Source organism: Streptacidiphilus sp. EB103A (assembly GCF_041261405.1).
Lineage (GTDB): Bacteria > Actinomycetota > Actinomycetes > Streptomycetales > Streptomycetaceae > Streptacidiphilus.
On sequence record NZ_JBGCAQ010000006.1, the window covers coordinates 181,478 to 194,519 of the forward strand.

12 protein-coding genes are annotated in these 13,042 nt (G+C 70.8%); 10 read left to right on the top strand and 2 right to left on the bottom strand.

The window, feature by feature from the left end; all coding sequences use genetic code 11:
- Positions 1-40: 40 nt before the first annotated feature.
- The 6 genes from ABH941_RS11865 (at position 41) to ABH941_RS11890 (ending at position 7,560) form a co-directional block, all read left to right on the top strand.
- Complete coding sequence (locus ABH941_RS11865) at positions 41-1,156, top strand: S1C family serine protease (protein WP_370128887.1); 1,116 nt, start codon at positions 41-43, stop codon at positions 1,154-1,156.
- A 218-nt stretch (positions 1,157-1,374) separates the two neighbouring features.
- Positions 1,375-2,604, top strand: coding sequence for an amidohydrolase family protein (locus tag ABH941_RS11870; RefSeq protein WP_370128888.1), 1,230 nt, complete (start codon positions 1,375-1,377; stop codon positions 2,602-2,604).
- Positions 2,597-3,529 carry a TIGR03619 family F420-dependent LLM class oxidoreductase gene (locus ABH941_RS11875; protein ID WP_370128889.1) on the top strand — a complete coding sequence of 311 codons (933 nt, stop codon included), beginning with the start codon at positions 2,597-2,599 and terminating at the stop codon, positions 3,527-3,529. The genes ABH941_RS11870 and ABH941_RS11875 overlap by 8 nt, the downstream gene beginning before the upstream one ends.
- Positions 3,530-3,573: 44 nt before the next feature.
- A complete protein-coding gene (locus ABH941_RS11880; RefSeq protein WP_370128890.1) occupies positions 3,574-4,413 on the top strand; it encodes an SDR family NAD(P)-dependent oxidoreductase in 840 nt (279 codons plus the stop codon).
- A gap of 132 nt (positions 4,414-4,545) precedes the next feature.
- Positions 4,546-5,673, top strand: a complete 1,128-nt coding sequence (locus tag ABH941_RS11885) for an LLM class flavin-dependent oxidoreductase (protein ID WP_370128891.1) — start codon at positions 4,546-4,548, stop codon at positions 5,671-5,673.
- 132 nt (positions 5,674-5,805) lie between these two features.
- Positions 5,806-7,560, top strand: coding sequence for an amidohydrolase family protein (locus ABH941_RS11890; protein ID WP_370128893.1), 1,755 nt, complete (start codon positions 5,806-5,808; stop codon positions 7,558-7,560).
- A 41-nt stretch (positions 7,561-7,601) separates the two neighbouring features.
- On the opposite strand, the gene ABH941_RS11895 is transcribed toward ABH941_RS11890, so the two are convergent.
- Together ABH941_RS11895 and ABH941_RS11900 are read right to left on the bottom strand one after the other, a co-directional pair.
- Entirely contained in the window at positions 7,602-8,330 is a 729-nt protein-coding gene (locus tag ABH941_RS11895; RefSeq protein WP_370128894.1) for a sensor domain-containing protein, read from the bottom strand.
- A gap of 145 nt (positions 8,331-8,475) precedes the next feature.
- Positions 8,476-9,711 (bottom strand): sensor histidine kinase, encoded by a 1,236-nt coding sequence (locus ABH941_RS11900; protein WP_370128895.1) that lies wholly within the window; start codon positions 9,709-9,711, stop codon positions 8,476-8,478.
- A 252-nt stretch (positions 9,712-9,963) separates the two neighbouring features.
- On the opposite strand from ABH941_RS11900, the gene ABH941_RS11905 reads away from it, so the two are divergent.
- The 4 genes from ABH941_RS11905 to ABH941_RS11920 are packed head-to-tail and all read left to right on the top strand — an operon-like array spanning position 9,964 to position 12,987.
- Positions 9,964-10,368 carry an NADH-quinone oxidoreductase subunit A gene (locus ABH941_RS11905; protein WP_370128897.1) on the top strand — a complete coding sequence of 135 codons (405 nt, stop codon included), beginning with the start codon at positions 9,964-9,966 and terminating at the stop codon, positions 10,366-10,368.
- Complete coding sequence (locus ABH941_RS11910; RefSeq protein ID WP_370128898.1) at positions 10,359-11,039, top strand: NADH-quinone oxidoreductase subunit B; 681 nt, start codon at positions 10,359-10,361, stop codon at positions 11,037-11,039. Before ABH941_RS11905 ends, ABH941_RS11910 begins: the two co-directional genes overlap by 10 nt.
- The gene (locus ABH941_RS11915) at positions 11,036-12,028 is read left to right on the top strand and encodes an NADH-quinone oxidoreductase subunit C (protein ID WP_370128899.1); all 993 of its coding nucleotides are present in this window, start codon (positions 11,036-11,038) and stop codon (positions 12,026-12,028) included. Before ABH941_RS11910 ends, ABH941_RS11915 begins: the two co-directional genes overlap by 4 nt.
- Complete coding sequence (locus ABH941_RS11920; protein ID WP_370128900.1) at positions 12,025-12,987, top strand: NADH-quinone oxidoreductase subunit H; 963 nt, start codon at positions 12,025-12,027, stop codon at positions 12,985-12,987. Before ABH941_RS11915 ends, ABH941_RS11920 begins: the two co-directional genes overlap by 4 nt.
- Positions 12,988-13,042 lie beyond the last annotated feature (55 nt).

The following is a 13,042-nucleotide window of genomic DNA, read 5'->3' on the forward strand; positions in this document are numbered from 1 at the left end:
AGCCCTGCTCGACGGGCAGCCCGACAGGAAGGTCGCACCCATGGAGAGCGCAGGCTCCGGCACCTCCCGCTCGCTTCCGCTCCGCAGGCCGTGCCTGGTGCTCACGGTCGGTCTGGTGCTCGCCGCCGCGGCCGGATGCAGCAGCGGCTCGTCGTCGAACGCCGCCAACGGCTGGAACAGCGGCGGCTCCTCCAGTGCGACCGCCGCAGCGTCCGGAGCCGGCAACGATCTGCAGACGGACTATCAGAACACCGTCAAGGCGGTGCTCCCCTCCGTCGTCCAGATCACCGCGGGGGAGAGCCTGGGCTCGGGCATCGTCTACGACAGCAAGGGCGACGTCGTCACCAACGCCCATGTCATCGGCACCGGGCACAGCTTCAAGGTCACCCTCGCCGACAGCTCCACCACCCTGGACGCGACGCTGGTCTACTCCTACCCGACCAGCGACCTGGCCGTGATCAAGCTGACCAACCCGCCCTCCGGCATCAGGCCGGCCGTCTTCGCGGACAGCAGCAAGGTCGCGGTCGGCCAGATCGTGCTGGCCATGGGCAACCCGCTCGGGCTGGAGAGCAGCGTCACCCAGGGCATCGTGTCGGCCGTCGGACGTACGGTGTCGGAGCCCAGCACCGCGGAGTCGCCGGGCGTGACGATCCCCAACATGGTGCAGACCTCGGCGGCGATCAACCCCGGGAACAGCGGCGGCGCGCTGGTGAACCTGGCCGACCAGATCGTCGGCATCAACACCCTGGCCGCGACCTCCGCCAGCGGCAGCGGCGCCCAGGCGCCGGGGATCGGCTTCGCCATCCCGGCGTCCGCGGTGGTCAGCCTGGCGGACCAGATGATCAAGGACGGCAAGGTCACCAACTCGGGCCGCGCCGCGCTGGGCATCACCTCGCGAACCGTCCTGACCAGCGGCGGCGACACCGAGACCGGCGCCGGGGTGGTCTCGGTGACCAGCGGCGGCCCGGCCGACAGGGCGGGGATCCAGGCCGGGGACGTGATCACCAAGGTGGGCGGAACCACCATCGCGAGCTCCAACGAACTGAGCGAGGTGCTGGCCGGCCTGCAGCCGGGCCAGCAGGTCCAGGTCACCTATCTGCGCAGCGGCCAGACGAAGACCGCCAACGTCACGCTGGGCACGCTCGCCGCCTCCTGAGGTCCCAGAGTCCCCGGATTCTGACTCCCGGATTCTGATCCCCGGGTTCCTGAGCCTTCCCGCCCCGCCGCCCCGCGTATGCGCTGCCTGTCTGCGCGGGGCGGGGAAGCGTCCCGCTGCACTGCGGTGCGGCGGGACGCTTCCACGTTCCCGACCCGGCTCCGATCTCCGCTGCACGACTCCTGACGGATCGTCAGATCGGCGCTAGCCTGGCCGTCATGGAGAGCTTCCCCTGGATCATTTCGGTGGACGACCACACCGTCGAGCCGCCTGACGTCTGGCAGGAACGCCTGCCCGCCAAGTACCGCGAGACCGGTCCCCGCATCGTCCGCGCCCCGCTCGCCGAGATGACCTTCGTCGGGGGCCGCTTCGCCCCGCGGATGGGGGAGCCCGGCAGCGAGGGCACCATCGCGGACTGGTGGGTCTACGAGGATCTGCGCCGCCCGCTGACCCGCCTGGACACCGCCGTCGGCTATCCCAGGGAGGAGGTGCGGCTGGAGGCGATCACCTACCAGCAGATGCGTCCGGGATCGTTCTCGATACCCGAGCGGCTGGAGGACATGGACGTCAACCACGTCCAGTCGGCGCTCTGCTTCCCGACCTTCCCGCGCTTCTGCGGCCAGACCTTCACCGAGGCCAAGGACCACGAGCTGGGGCTGCTGTGCATCCGCGCCTACAACGACTGGATGGTGGAGGAGTGGTGCGGGCCCAAGGCACGGGGCCGGATGATCCCGCTGGGGATCGTGCCGCTGTGGGACGCCGAACTGGCGGCGGCGGAGGTCCGCCGCAACGCGGCCCGGGGGGTACGGGCGGTGTGCTTCAGCGAGATACCCCCGCACCTGGGGCTGCCCAGCATCCACACCGACGCCTGGGACCCCTTCCTGCGGGCCTGCGAGGAGACCGGCACGGTCATCGCCATGCACATCGGCTCCTCCTCCCGGATGCCGTCCACCTCGGCGGACGCGCCCCCGGCCGTCGGCTCCACCATCACCTTCGCCAACTGCTGCTTCTCCATGGTGGACTGGCTGATGAGCGGCAAGTTCGACCGCTTCCCCGGGCTGAACATCATGTACGCCGAGGGCCAGATCGGCTGGATCCCCTACATCCTGGCCCGCGCCGACGTGGTGTGGGAGGAGAACGCGGCCTGGGGCGGCGTCGCCGACAAGGTGCTGACCCGTCCCAGCGAGCTGTTCGCCCAGCACATCTACGGCTGCTTCTTCGACGACCCGCACGGCGTCAGGAACCTGGACGCGATCGGCGCCGCCAACGTCCTGTACGAGACCGACTACCCGCACTCGGACTCGACCTGGCCCAGGAGCCGTGAGGTCGCCGAGTCGCAGATGGGCCATCTGGAGGCGGATGTGGTGGAGCAGCTGGTGCGCGGCAACGCGATCCGGCTGCTGGACCTGACCCCGGAGGGGCTGTGGAAGGGGGCGACCAATGTCTGACTCTCCGTCAATTCCGTACGGGATTCAGCTCCCGGTCCAGTCCCAGAGCACCATCTACTGCGAACCCTGGGAGACCCGGGCCGGTCCGGCCGAGCTGGCGCAGGCCGCGCAGGCCGCCGACCGGCTCGGTTTCGACTACGTCGCCGTCTGCGACCACGTCGCCATCCCCGAGCGGCTGGCCGGTGCGATGGGCGCCACCTGGTACGACCCGGTGTCCACGCTCGGCTGGCTGGCCGCGCTCACCACCCGGACCAGGCTGATGTCCCATGTGGCGGTCCTGCCGCTGCGGCACCCTCTGCTGTCCGCCAAGCAGTACGCGACCCTGGACCTGCTCAGCGGCGGCCGGCTGGTGCTGGGCGTGGGCGCGGGCCATGTCCCGGAGGAGTTCGAGGCGCTGGGCGTGGACTTCCACCAGCGCGGCGCGATCCTGGACGAGACCCTGGCCGCGCTGGACGCCGCGCTGCGTGAGGAGTACCCGGTGCACCCGGGGCCGCGCTTCCCGTTCAGCGGACTGGCCGTCAGCCCCCGTCCGGTGCAGCGACCGCGCCCGCCGCTGTGGGTGGGCGGCTCCTCGCCGCGCGCGGTGCGCCGGGCGGCGCTGCTGGGCGAGGGCTGGCTGTCGCAGGGGGACGCGCCCGCTGCGCTGCCCGCGCAGCTGGAGCTGATCCGCGCGACCAGGGAGCAGGCCGGGCGCAGCGGTCCGTTCGCGGTCAATGTCATCCCGCCGGCGCTGTTCGTCGGCGAGCCGGACTGGGAGATCGGACGGCGCTCGGTCAGCGGCAAGCCCGAGCAGTTGGCGGAGACGCTCCGGGCGTATGTCGCCCTGGGCGCCACCCATCTGCAGCTGCGCCCGCGCAGCCGGAGCGCTGACGAGTACCTGGAGCAGCTGGAGCGGATCGCGGGCGAAGTGCTGCCGCTTGTCTGACGGTAGGTCAAATACTGGAATCCGTATCGAGAGTGGGAGTCAGCATGTCGCCGTCCCAAGGAACCAGACTCGCGGGCCGTACCGTCCTGATCACCGGAGCCGCCCGGGGGCAGGGTGAGCAGGAGGCCCGGCTGTTCGCCGCCGAGGGGGCCAGGGTCGTCGTCGCCGATGTGCTGGACGATCTCGGCGAGGCGCTGGTCAAGGAGCTGACCCAGCAGCTCGGCGACGACCGGGTGCGCTACCAGCACCTGGACGTCGGCAGCGAGGCCGACTGGGAGGCGGCCGTCCAGGCGACCGTCGCCGCGTTCGGCGGGCTCGACGGGCTGGTGAACAACGCCGGCATTCTCCGCTTCAACGAGCTGGTGAGCACCCCGCTGGAGGAGTACCTCACGGTGGTGCGGGTGAACCAGGCCGGCTGCTTCCTGGGGATGCGGGCGGCGGCGCCGCTGATCGAGGCCGCCGGCGGCGGCACCATCGTCAACACGGCCTCGTACACGGCGCAGACCGGGATGGCCCTGCTGACCTCGTACGCGGCGACCAAGGGCGCCATCCTCAGCATGACCAGGGTGGCGGCGATGGAGCTGGCGTCCAAGGGGATCCGGGTGAACGCGATCTGTCCCGGTTCGGTGGACACTCCGATGGCCAACCCGGCCAACGCCTTCGTGGGCGAGTCCGGTGCGCCGCTGATGAGCGCGGAGGACGGGGCCGCGCTGGCCGCGGCGACGGCCGAACTGTACGCGCGGGTGGTGCCGCTGGGGCGGATCGGGCGCGCGGAGGAGATCGCCAAGCTGGCGCTCTTCCTCACCTCGGAGGACTCCTCCTACATCACCGGGCAGCCGATCATCGCTGACGGCGGGTGGCTGGCGGGGGTGACGATCGGCTGAGGCGTGCTGACAGGGCATCGCTCTTGACTGCTCCAGCCCCCGCTGGAAGAGTCGGAACATATCTGATGGACCGTCAGGTTTGTTGGGAGACCGTAGTACTGATGCATTGACCTACCGACAGGACGGTGGACGATGGAGTTCGGCATCTTCATCCAGGGCTATGTTCCCAGGAGTCGCTCGCTGGCCGACCCGCTGGCCGAGCACCACGCCCTGATGGAGGAGATGGACTACGTCGTCCAGGCCGACAAGGCGGGCTTCAAGTACGCCTGGATCACCGAGCACCACTTCCTGGAGGAGTACTCCCACCTGTCCGCGAACGACGTGGTCATCGGCTACCTCACCCATGCCACCGAGCGGATCCACATCGGCTCGGGCATCTTCAACCCGCTGGCCAGGGTGAACCACCCGGTCAAGGTCGCCGAGCGGGTCGCCATGCTGGACCACCTCAGCGGCAACCGCTTCGAGTTCGGCACCGGCCGCGGCGCCGGCAGCCACGAGATCCTCGGCTTCATGCCCGAACTCAAGGACATGGACGGCACCAAGGAGATCTGGGAGGAGACCATCGGGGAGTTCCCCAAGATGTGGCTCCAGGACGAGTACCAGGGCTTCCAGGGCAAGCACTGGTCGCTGCCGCCCCGCAAGGTGCTGCCCAAGCCGTTCGGGTCGGCCCATCCGGCCATGTGGTACGCGGCGGGCAGCCCTTCCTCGTACGAGATGGCCGCTCGCAAGGGGCTCGGCGTGCTGGGCTTCAGCGTGCAGAAGGTCTCGGACATGGAGTGGGTGGTCGACTCCTACAAGAACGCGATCCGGGACGCCGAGCCGATCGGCGCCTTCGTCAACGACAACGTGATGGTGACCTCGACCGCGATCTGCGCCGAGACGGGCAAGGAGGCCCGCCGGATCGCCGTGAACGGCGGGCTCAACTACCTCCAGTCGCTGCTGTTCCGCTACCACGACACCTTCCCGAGGATCGAGGGCATCCCGGTCTGGCCGGAGCTGATCCCCGCGTACACCGAGGAGCTGATCGACCTGCTGATCGACGAGGAACTGATGATCTGCGGCGATCCGGACGAGGTGCTCTCGCAGTGCAAGCGCTGGGAGTCGGCCGGCGCCGACCAGTTGGTGTTCGGCCTGCCCATCGGCATTCCGCCGGAGGCCACCGCGACCACGATCAGGCTGATCGGCGAGAACGTCATTCCGAAGATCGACACCGACCCGGTGCACCGCACCACCCGCTTCCGCCGGGCCGCGCGCCCCTGACGGCGCGCTGCCGACCGGCGGACCGGACCGGGCGGGTACGGGGGAGCGGCGGCCTGCCACCCCGTACCCGCCCCGCGCAGTTCCGGCTTCACGTCACGGCTTCACGTCACGGCTATCCCTGGAGGGACGACCATGCTCGACCACCTCATCCAAGGCGCCACGCTGGTGGACGGCACCGGCGCGCCCTCCCGTACCGCCGACGTCGGCATCAGCGGCGGACGGATCGTCAGCATCGGGGCTGCGGGCTCGGGCTCGCGCTCGGGTTCGGCCGACGCCGCTGTCTCGGTGGAGGACGCCACCGGACTGATCCTCAGCCCCGGCTTCGTCGACCCGCACACCCACTACGACGCCCAGCTGTTCTGGGACCCCTACGCCACCCCCTCGCTGGGCCACGGCGTCACCACCGTCGCGGGCGGCAACTGCGGCTTCACCCTGGCCCCGCTCAACCCGGCTCGGCCCGAGGACGCCGACTACACCCGGCGGATGATGTGCCGGGTCGAGGGCATGTCACTGGCGGCCCTGGAGGAGGGCGTGCCCTGGGGCTGGTCCTCCTTCGGCGAGTACCTGGCGGCACTGGACGGCCACACCGCCGTCAACGCGGGCTTCATGGTCGGCCACTGCGCGCTGCGGCGCCATGTCATGGGTCCGGACGCGATCGGCGGGCAGCCGACGCCCGAGCAGCTGGAGGCGATGGTCGAGCTGCTGCGCCGCTCCATGGCCGAGGGCGCCTGGGGCCTGTCGACCACCCAGTCCTCCACCCATTCGGACGGCGACGGCAAGCCGGTCGCCTCCCGGCACGCCGGACGGGAGGAACTGCTGGCGCTCAGCCGGGCCGTCGGGGAGTTCGAGGGCACCCAGATCGAGGCCATCGTGGCCGGCTGCCTGGACCAGTTCAGCGACGACGAGATCGCGCTGTTCGTCGACATGTCGGCGGCGGCGGGGCGGCCGCTCAACTGGAACGTCCTCACCATCGACTCCGCCGTCCCCGAGCGGGTCCCGCGCCAGCTGCTGGCCTCGTCCCGGGCCCGGGCCGCGGGGGGCCGGATCATCGCGCTGACCATGCCCATCCTCACGCCGATGAACATGAGCCTGGGCACCTTCTGCGCGCTGAACCTGATCCCCGGCTGGGGCGAGATCCTCGGCCTTCCGGTCCCCGAGCGGATCGCCAGGCTCGCCGACCCCGCCGTCAGGACCGATATGCTGCGCCGCGCCAACAGCCCGGAGGCGGGGGTGTTCCGTCGGCTGGCCGACTTCGGACGGTATGTCATCGGCGACACCTACGCCGCCGCCAACGAGGGCCTCAGCGGGCGGGTGGTCCGCGACATCGCCGCCGAACGCGGCCAGGACCCCTTCGCGACGCTGGTCGAGATCTGCTCCGCGGACCAGCTGCGCACCGTGCTGTGGCCGATGCCCACCGACAACGACCCGGGCAGCTGGGAGCTGCGCCGTGACACCTGGCAGCACCCGGACGTGATGCTCGGCGGCTCGGACGCCGGCGCCCATCTGGACCGGATGTGCGGCGCCCCCTACACCACCCGCTTCCTCGGCGACTGCCTGCGGCGGCGCAAGCTGGTCCCGGTGGAGCAGGCGGTGCGGATGCTGACCGCCGACCCGGCCTCGCTGTTCGGGCTGCGGGACCGGGGCACCGTCGCCGTCGGCAACCACGCCGACCTGGTGCTCTTCGACCCCGAGCGGATCGACGCCGGGCCCGCCACCCTGGTCCACGACCTGCCCGGGGACAGCCCCCGGCTGGACTCGCGGGCGGAGGGCGTGGTGAGCGTCCGGGTCAACGGGGTGGAGACGGTCCGGGACGACAAGCTGACGGGTGCCGTACCCGGAACGGTGCTCCGCTCCGGACGCGACACCCGTACGGTGGCGACCCGTTGACGTGCTGACCTGCTGACCTGCTGACCTGCTGACGTGTCGGTTCAGTTGAGCAGCCCGCGCGCCATCGCCCGCTGAGTGTTCGCCAGACCGTGCACCACCCAGGGGGTGATGAACAGCACCAGCAGCCCGGCGGCGCACACCCCGGCGATCTGCGGGACGCTGCTCAGGTACACGGTGTGGCCGTTGTTGCTGTAGAGCTGCAGACCCGGCGTGTGCGTGTAGTGCGGGAACACCCACTGCCACAGCGGGTAGCTGCCGTAGCCGATGCCGAACGCCCACAGCGTCACCGTGAGCGAGAAGGAGAGCACCGCGAACGGCAGCATCAGCACGCTGTAGAGCACCGAGCGCCAGCCCGCGCCGCTCTTCAGCGCCGCCCCGATCCAGGCCATCAGCCCGGGGCGGGCCGGACGCAGCGGTGCCGGGGGCTCCACGTCCACCTGCAGCATGACCCGCGTCCGGGCCCGCTCCAGCGCGGCGAAGCCGCGGCAGCCGATGACCAGCGCGGCCAGGATCGGCATGCCGAGGAAGGTCACCACCAGGCCGACCCCGGCAGCGAACACCGTCACGGCGTAACTGAAGGTCAGGACGGCCACCGGGAGGTTGACCACCAGGTGCAGGCTCTCCCGCCAGGTGCGGGCCGAGAACGGCGCGGAGAGGAAGCCGGGGCCGGACTGCTGGCTCCAGTCCCGGCGCTCACCAGCGCTGTGCCCACGCGCGGTGTGCTCACGAGCACTGTGCTCACCAGCGGTCATCCTGGCTGTACTGGTCATCCCGTCCACACTCCCTGTCGGCCGTACCCCGCCATGTCCTTGCCGTGTACCCCCAGACTGCCGGGAAGCGAGCCCGACCGCGCTGGGGCTTCTGGCCGTCCTGGGGTGGGGTTAACCCCACCTGGGCCGCCCCCGTCGCCGACGGTCAGTTGCGGTTCTTGGTCCGCCAGGGCAGCTCCACCGTCACCACGGTCGGTCCGCCGACCGGACTGTCGACGACGAAGACGCCGTCCACCGCGCGGATCCGCTCGGCCAGGCCGGCCAGGCCGCCGCCGGGCTCCTCCGTCGCGCCACCCCTGCCGTCGTCGCGCACCTGCAGCATCAGATGGTCGGCTGAACGCCAGGCGTCGACGCTGGCGGTGCGGGCTCCGGCGTGCTTGGAGATATTGGTGAGCAGTTCGCTGACGGTGAAGTAGGCGATGCCCTCCACCGCCGAGTCCGGGCGGGACGCGCGGTCGGAGCCGCCCGGCAGGTCCGCGTTGACCCGTACCCCGCCCGGCACCGTGCAGCGGGTTGCGACGGAAGACAGTGCTGCGTCCAGACCGCGGTCGGTGAGCACGGCCGGGTGGATGCCCCGAGCCAGGTCGCGCAGTTCCTGCAGGACCAGCTTCACCTCGCCGTGGGCGTCGCCGACCATCTTCGCGGCGGCCTCCGGATCCTCCGACAGCTTCTCCTTGGCCAGACCGAGGTCCATCGCCAGGGCCACCAGCCGGGCCTGTGCGCCGTCGTGCAGATCGCGCTCGATGCGGCGCAGGTCGGCGGCGGCCGTGTCGACGACCGTGCCTCGGTCCTGCTCCAGCTCCTTGACCCGCTGGGTCAGGTCGGCCGGGGCGAGCAGCGAGGCGGCGAGCGCCCGGTCGACGGTGGACAGGCCGCGGGTGATCCACGGCAGCACCGGCCACAGCACGATCACCGCGACCAGGGTGACGGTGAAGGTGAAGATGCCCCAGGGCAGCTTGATGAACAGGTAGAGCGCGGTCCGCCAGGCGAGGCCGTCCGAGAAGACGTCGAAGATCCGACGCCAGGCGCTGCTACTGCCACTGCCGCTGCGGCCCGCGCCGACCGGGAGCGGTTCGGCGATGTCCTCGTCGAGCAGTGAACGCACCAGTTGGCGCTCGACAGTGCCGTAGCTGCGGATGGCGAACAGAGACCCGGCGAGCACCCAGAGTCCGATGATGGTGACCATCAGCCCGGCGCCGAGCGAGAGCCCGACGACGGTGAGTACGAAACCCACCAGCGACACCGGAAAGTTCACCAGCAGAAAGGCGACCTCGCGCCACATCCGGCGGTCGAACGCCGGGCGTCCGCGCCGCGCCGGCGACTCCTTCGGAGCTCTGACGGGATCCCGAAAGGAGTCGGTCCAGGTGTCGTCGTCTCGCATGGGTCCATCCTCGGTCACAGTCGGCCGCCGCAGGGGCGTCTTGCCTACGGTCCCAGCCTGCCGTCGCGGCGGGCCGATGACGATGGGGCAGGTCGGCATGGTGAAAGGGGGGATAACCCCACTGTCACCACGTTCCGGCTGAGCGCCGTGCACAGACCCCCGGCCTGTGGACCTAGACTCCCGTGCAGTAAGAACGTCATGGATGTGTAAAGACATCGCTGCCGCCTGGCAGGACCGGAGGGCGAACGAAGCATGGAAGCAGTCGCGGCGCCCGTCGCCACCCCTGATCCGGGGTACTTCCACGCCTATGCCGTGGTCGGTCTGCTGGCTGTGGTCGGGGTGCTGTTCGTGGCCTCGGCGTTCGGGGCCAACCAGTTGCTGCGCCCCTACGCGCCGACGCAGGAGAAGCTGCTCGCCTACGAGTGCGGCGTGGACCCCGTGGGGGAGGGCTGGGCGCAGACCCAGATCCGCTACTACGTCTACGCCTTCCTCTATGTGATCTTCGCGGTGGATGCGATCTACCTGTTTCCCTGGGCCACGGTCTTCGCCTTGCCCGGATACGGTGCGACCACGCTGATCGAGATGTTCGTCTTCATCGGCTTCCTCGCCGTCGGACTGCTCTACGCCTGGAAGAAGGGCGTCCTGGAATGGACGTGACCCCCGCTCCCCACTCGCATGCGCAAGCCCCGTTGGGCGGCCCGGTTCCGCTGGGCATGCCCGACCCGGCCGCGCCGGGCGGCGCCGTCGAGCCGCGCCGCCTCGGCCCGCTGGCCCGGCTGGCACCGGACCCGGTGAAGGTGGTTCTCAACTGGGGCCGCCGCTACAGCCTGTGGTGTTTCAACTTCGGCCTCGCCTGCTGCGCCATCGAGTTCATCGCCGCTTCCATGGCCAAGCACGACTTCATCCGACTGGGCGTCATCCCCTTCGCGCCCGGTCCGCGCCAGGCCGACCTCATGATCGTCTCCGGCACCGTGACGGACAAGATGGCCCCGGCGATCAAGCGCCTCTACGAGCAGATGCCCGAGCCCAAGTACGTCATCTCCTTCGGCGCCTGCTCCAACTCCGGCGGCCCCTACTGGGACTCCTACTCCGTCACCAAGGGCGTCGACCAGATCATCCCCGTGGACGTGTACGTGCCCGGTTGCCCGCCGCGTCCTGAGGCGCTGCTCCAGGGCATCCTCAAACTGCAGGAGAAGATCGCGCACGAGTCCCTCCCCGACCAGTACCCGGTCGCCTCCGTGCCCGCCGCCGCCCTGAAGCGACCCCTGGTGGCCGGCCCCGCCGGGGCCACCCGGCCGGCCGGCTCCGAGGAGGGCCCGGCCCAGTGACCGATCCCACCCCGCCCGCCCTGCCGGACCCCGGACAGCCGGACCCCGGACAGGACGATCCCGGACAGCTCGACCCAGCAGAGCTCGGCCCAGCAGAGATCGAGCCTGCAGAGCTCGACCCTGTGCAGGCGACGGCGGCCGCCCTCGGCCCCTGGGCCACCGCCACCGAGGCGTTCGCGCTGCTCACCGTCGACGTCCCGGCCGAGCACTGGACCGAGGCCCTGACCGCAGCCCGGGACACCCTCGGCCTGGCCTACTTCGACTGGCTCAGCGCCGTCGACGAGCTGACCGAAGGCTTCTCCGTCGTCGCCCACCTCGCCGCCGTCGGCGCCGGACCGGCCGCGCCGCTGCGTCATGTCCTGTTCCGCACCCGCATCCCGCGCGCCGCCGCTGCCCTCCCGACCGCCACCGGCGTCTTCGCGGGTGCCGACTGGCACGAGCGGGAGACCCACGAGATGTTCGGCATCGACTTCACCGGTCACCCCAACCCGGTCACCCTCCTTCTTCCTGACGGTTTCGAGGGCCATCCGCTCCGCAAGGAGTTCGTCCTCGCGGCCCGGGTCGCCAAGGCCTGGCCGGGAGCCAAGGAGCCGGGCGAGAGCGACCACGGCCCCAGCGAGGGCGCCCCAGCGGCCCGGCGGCGGATGCTGCCGCCCGGTGTGCCCGACCCCAATGAGTGGGGACCGCTCGCCGGAACCCTCCCGCCCGTCGCCGAGCGGCCGGCCCGCGGCGCGGCCCGGGGCCCCCGTGCGGCAGCCGCCGAGTCGGCCGGGGGAGCCGGAGGAACCGGGGGAGCGGCAGCCGCTCCGGGCGACCGTCCGGTCCGCGCCGACCGTCCACGCCGCAACCGCAGCGTCGGAGACGGCTTCACCAGCCAGGCCCCCGCAACCGCCCCGACGCCCGACGCGCCGTGGCAGTCGGTACCGCCCCCGCAGGAGCCCTCGGACGGAACAGCTGGAACAGACGGAACGACTGGAGACGACGCATGATCACTGCGCTCGAAGCGCTGCTGCGCTGCGTCGCCGTCCTGGTCGTGTTCCTGACCTTCCCCCTGGTCATCGGGCAGACCGAGCACAAGGTCATGGCCCATATGCAGGGCCGGTTGGGACCCATGTACGCGGGTGGCTTCCACGGTTGGGCCCAGCTTGTCGCCGACGGTGTGAAGTTCGCACAGAAGGAGGACATCGTCCCGGCCGGGGCCGACCGCCGGATCTTCCAACTGGCGCCCGCCGTCGCCCTGCTGCCGTACCTCCTGGTTCTCATCGCGATCCCGGTCGGTCCGGGCGGCTTCGTGGGACAGACCCTGGACGCCGGCCTGTTCTTCGTCCTCGCCGTCATGGGCGTCGGGGTGCTCGGTTCGCTGATGGCCGGCTGGGCCTCCGCCAACAAGTTCTCGCTCCTCGGCGGCATCCGCAGCGCCGCCCAGCTGCTGGCCTATGAGCTGCCGATGCTGCTCGCCGCCGCGTCCGTGGCGATGGCCGCCGGCACCGTGTCGCTCACCGGGATCCTGGGGGCGTTCCACTGGTGGTGGGTGCCCTGGCAGATCGTCGGCGGCTTCGTCTTCTTCACCGCGGGCCTGGCTGAGCTCCAACGGCCGCCGTTCGACATGCCGGTGGCCGACTCGGAGATCATCTTCGGGGCCTACACCGAGTACACCGGACTGCGCTTCGCTCTGTTCCTGCTCTCCGAGTACGCAGGCATCCTGGTGCTCTGCGCGCTCACCACCGTCCTGTTCCTGGGCGGCTGGCACGGCCCGAACGCGGCGGACCTCGGCTGGCTGTGGACCCTGCTGAAGACATTCGCCCTCGCTTTCGTCGTGATCTGGCTGCGTGTCACCTATCCGCGGCTGCGCGAGGACCAGCTGATGCGCTTCGCCTGGATCGTCCTGATCCCGCTCGCCCTCGTCCAGCTCGCCGTCACCGGCATCGTCAAGGTGGTGATCTCCTAGTGCCGCCCCTTCCCTCCGGCTCGGCCCTTCCCTCCGGCTCCGCCGTCCCCTCCGG

Excerpts from the sequence above, each read along its gene's own strand:
- ABH941_RS11865 (WP_370128887.1), top strand. The coding sequence starts at position 41 with ATGGAGAGCGCAGGCTCCGGCACCTCCCGCTCGCTTCCGCTCCGCAGG.
- ABH941_RS11870 (WP_370128888.1), top strand. The coding sequence starts at position 1,375 with ATGGAGAGCTTCCCCTGGATCATTTCGGTGGACGACCACACCGTCGAG.
- ABH941_RS11875 (WP_370128889.1), top strand. The coding sequence starts at position 2,597 with ATGTCTGACTCTCCGTCAATTCCGTACGGGATTCAGCTCCCGGTCCAG.
- ABH941_RS11880 (WP_370128890.1), top strand. The coding sequence starts at position 3,574 with ATGTCGCCGTCCCAAGGAACCAGACTCGCGGGCCGTACCGTCCTGATC.
- ABH941_RS11885 (WP_370128891.1), top strand. The coding sequence starts at position 4,546 with ATGGAGTTCGGCATCTTCATCCAGGGCTATGTTCCCAGGAGTCGCTCG.
- ABH941_RS11890 (WP_370128893.1), top strand. The coding sequence starts at position 5,806 with ATGCTCGACCACCTCATCCAAGGCGCCACGCTGGTGGACGGCACCGGC.
- ABH941_RS11895 (WP_370128894.1), bottom strand. The coding sequence starts at position 8,330 with ATGACCAGTACAGCCAGGATGACCGCTGGTGAGCACAGTGCTCGTGAG.
- ABH941_RS11900 (WP_370128895.1), bottom strand. The coding sequence starts at position 9,711 with ATGCGAGACGACGACACCTGGACCGACTCCTTTCGGGATCCCGTCAGA.
- ABH941_RS11905 (WP_370128897.1), top strand. The coding sequence starts at position 9,964 with ATGGAAGCAGTCGCGGCGCCCGTCGCCACCCCTGATCCGGGGTACTTC.
- ABH941_RS11910 (WP_370128898.1), top strand. The coding sequence starts at position 10,359 with ATGGACGTGACCCCCGCTCCCCACTCGCATGCGCAAGCCCCGTTGGGC.
- ABH941_RS11920 (WP_370128900.1), top strand. The coding sequence starts at position 12,025 with ATGATCACTGCGCTCGAAGCGCTGCTGCGCTGCGTCGCCGTCCTGGTC.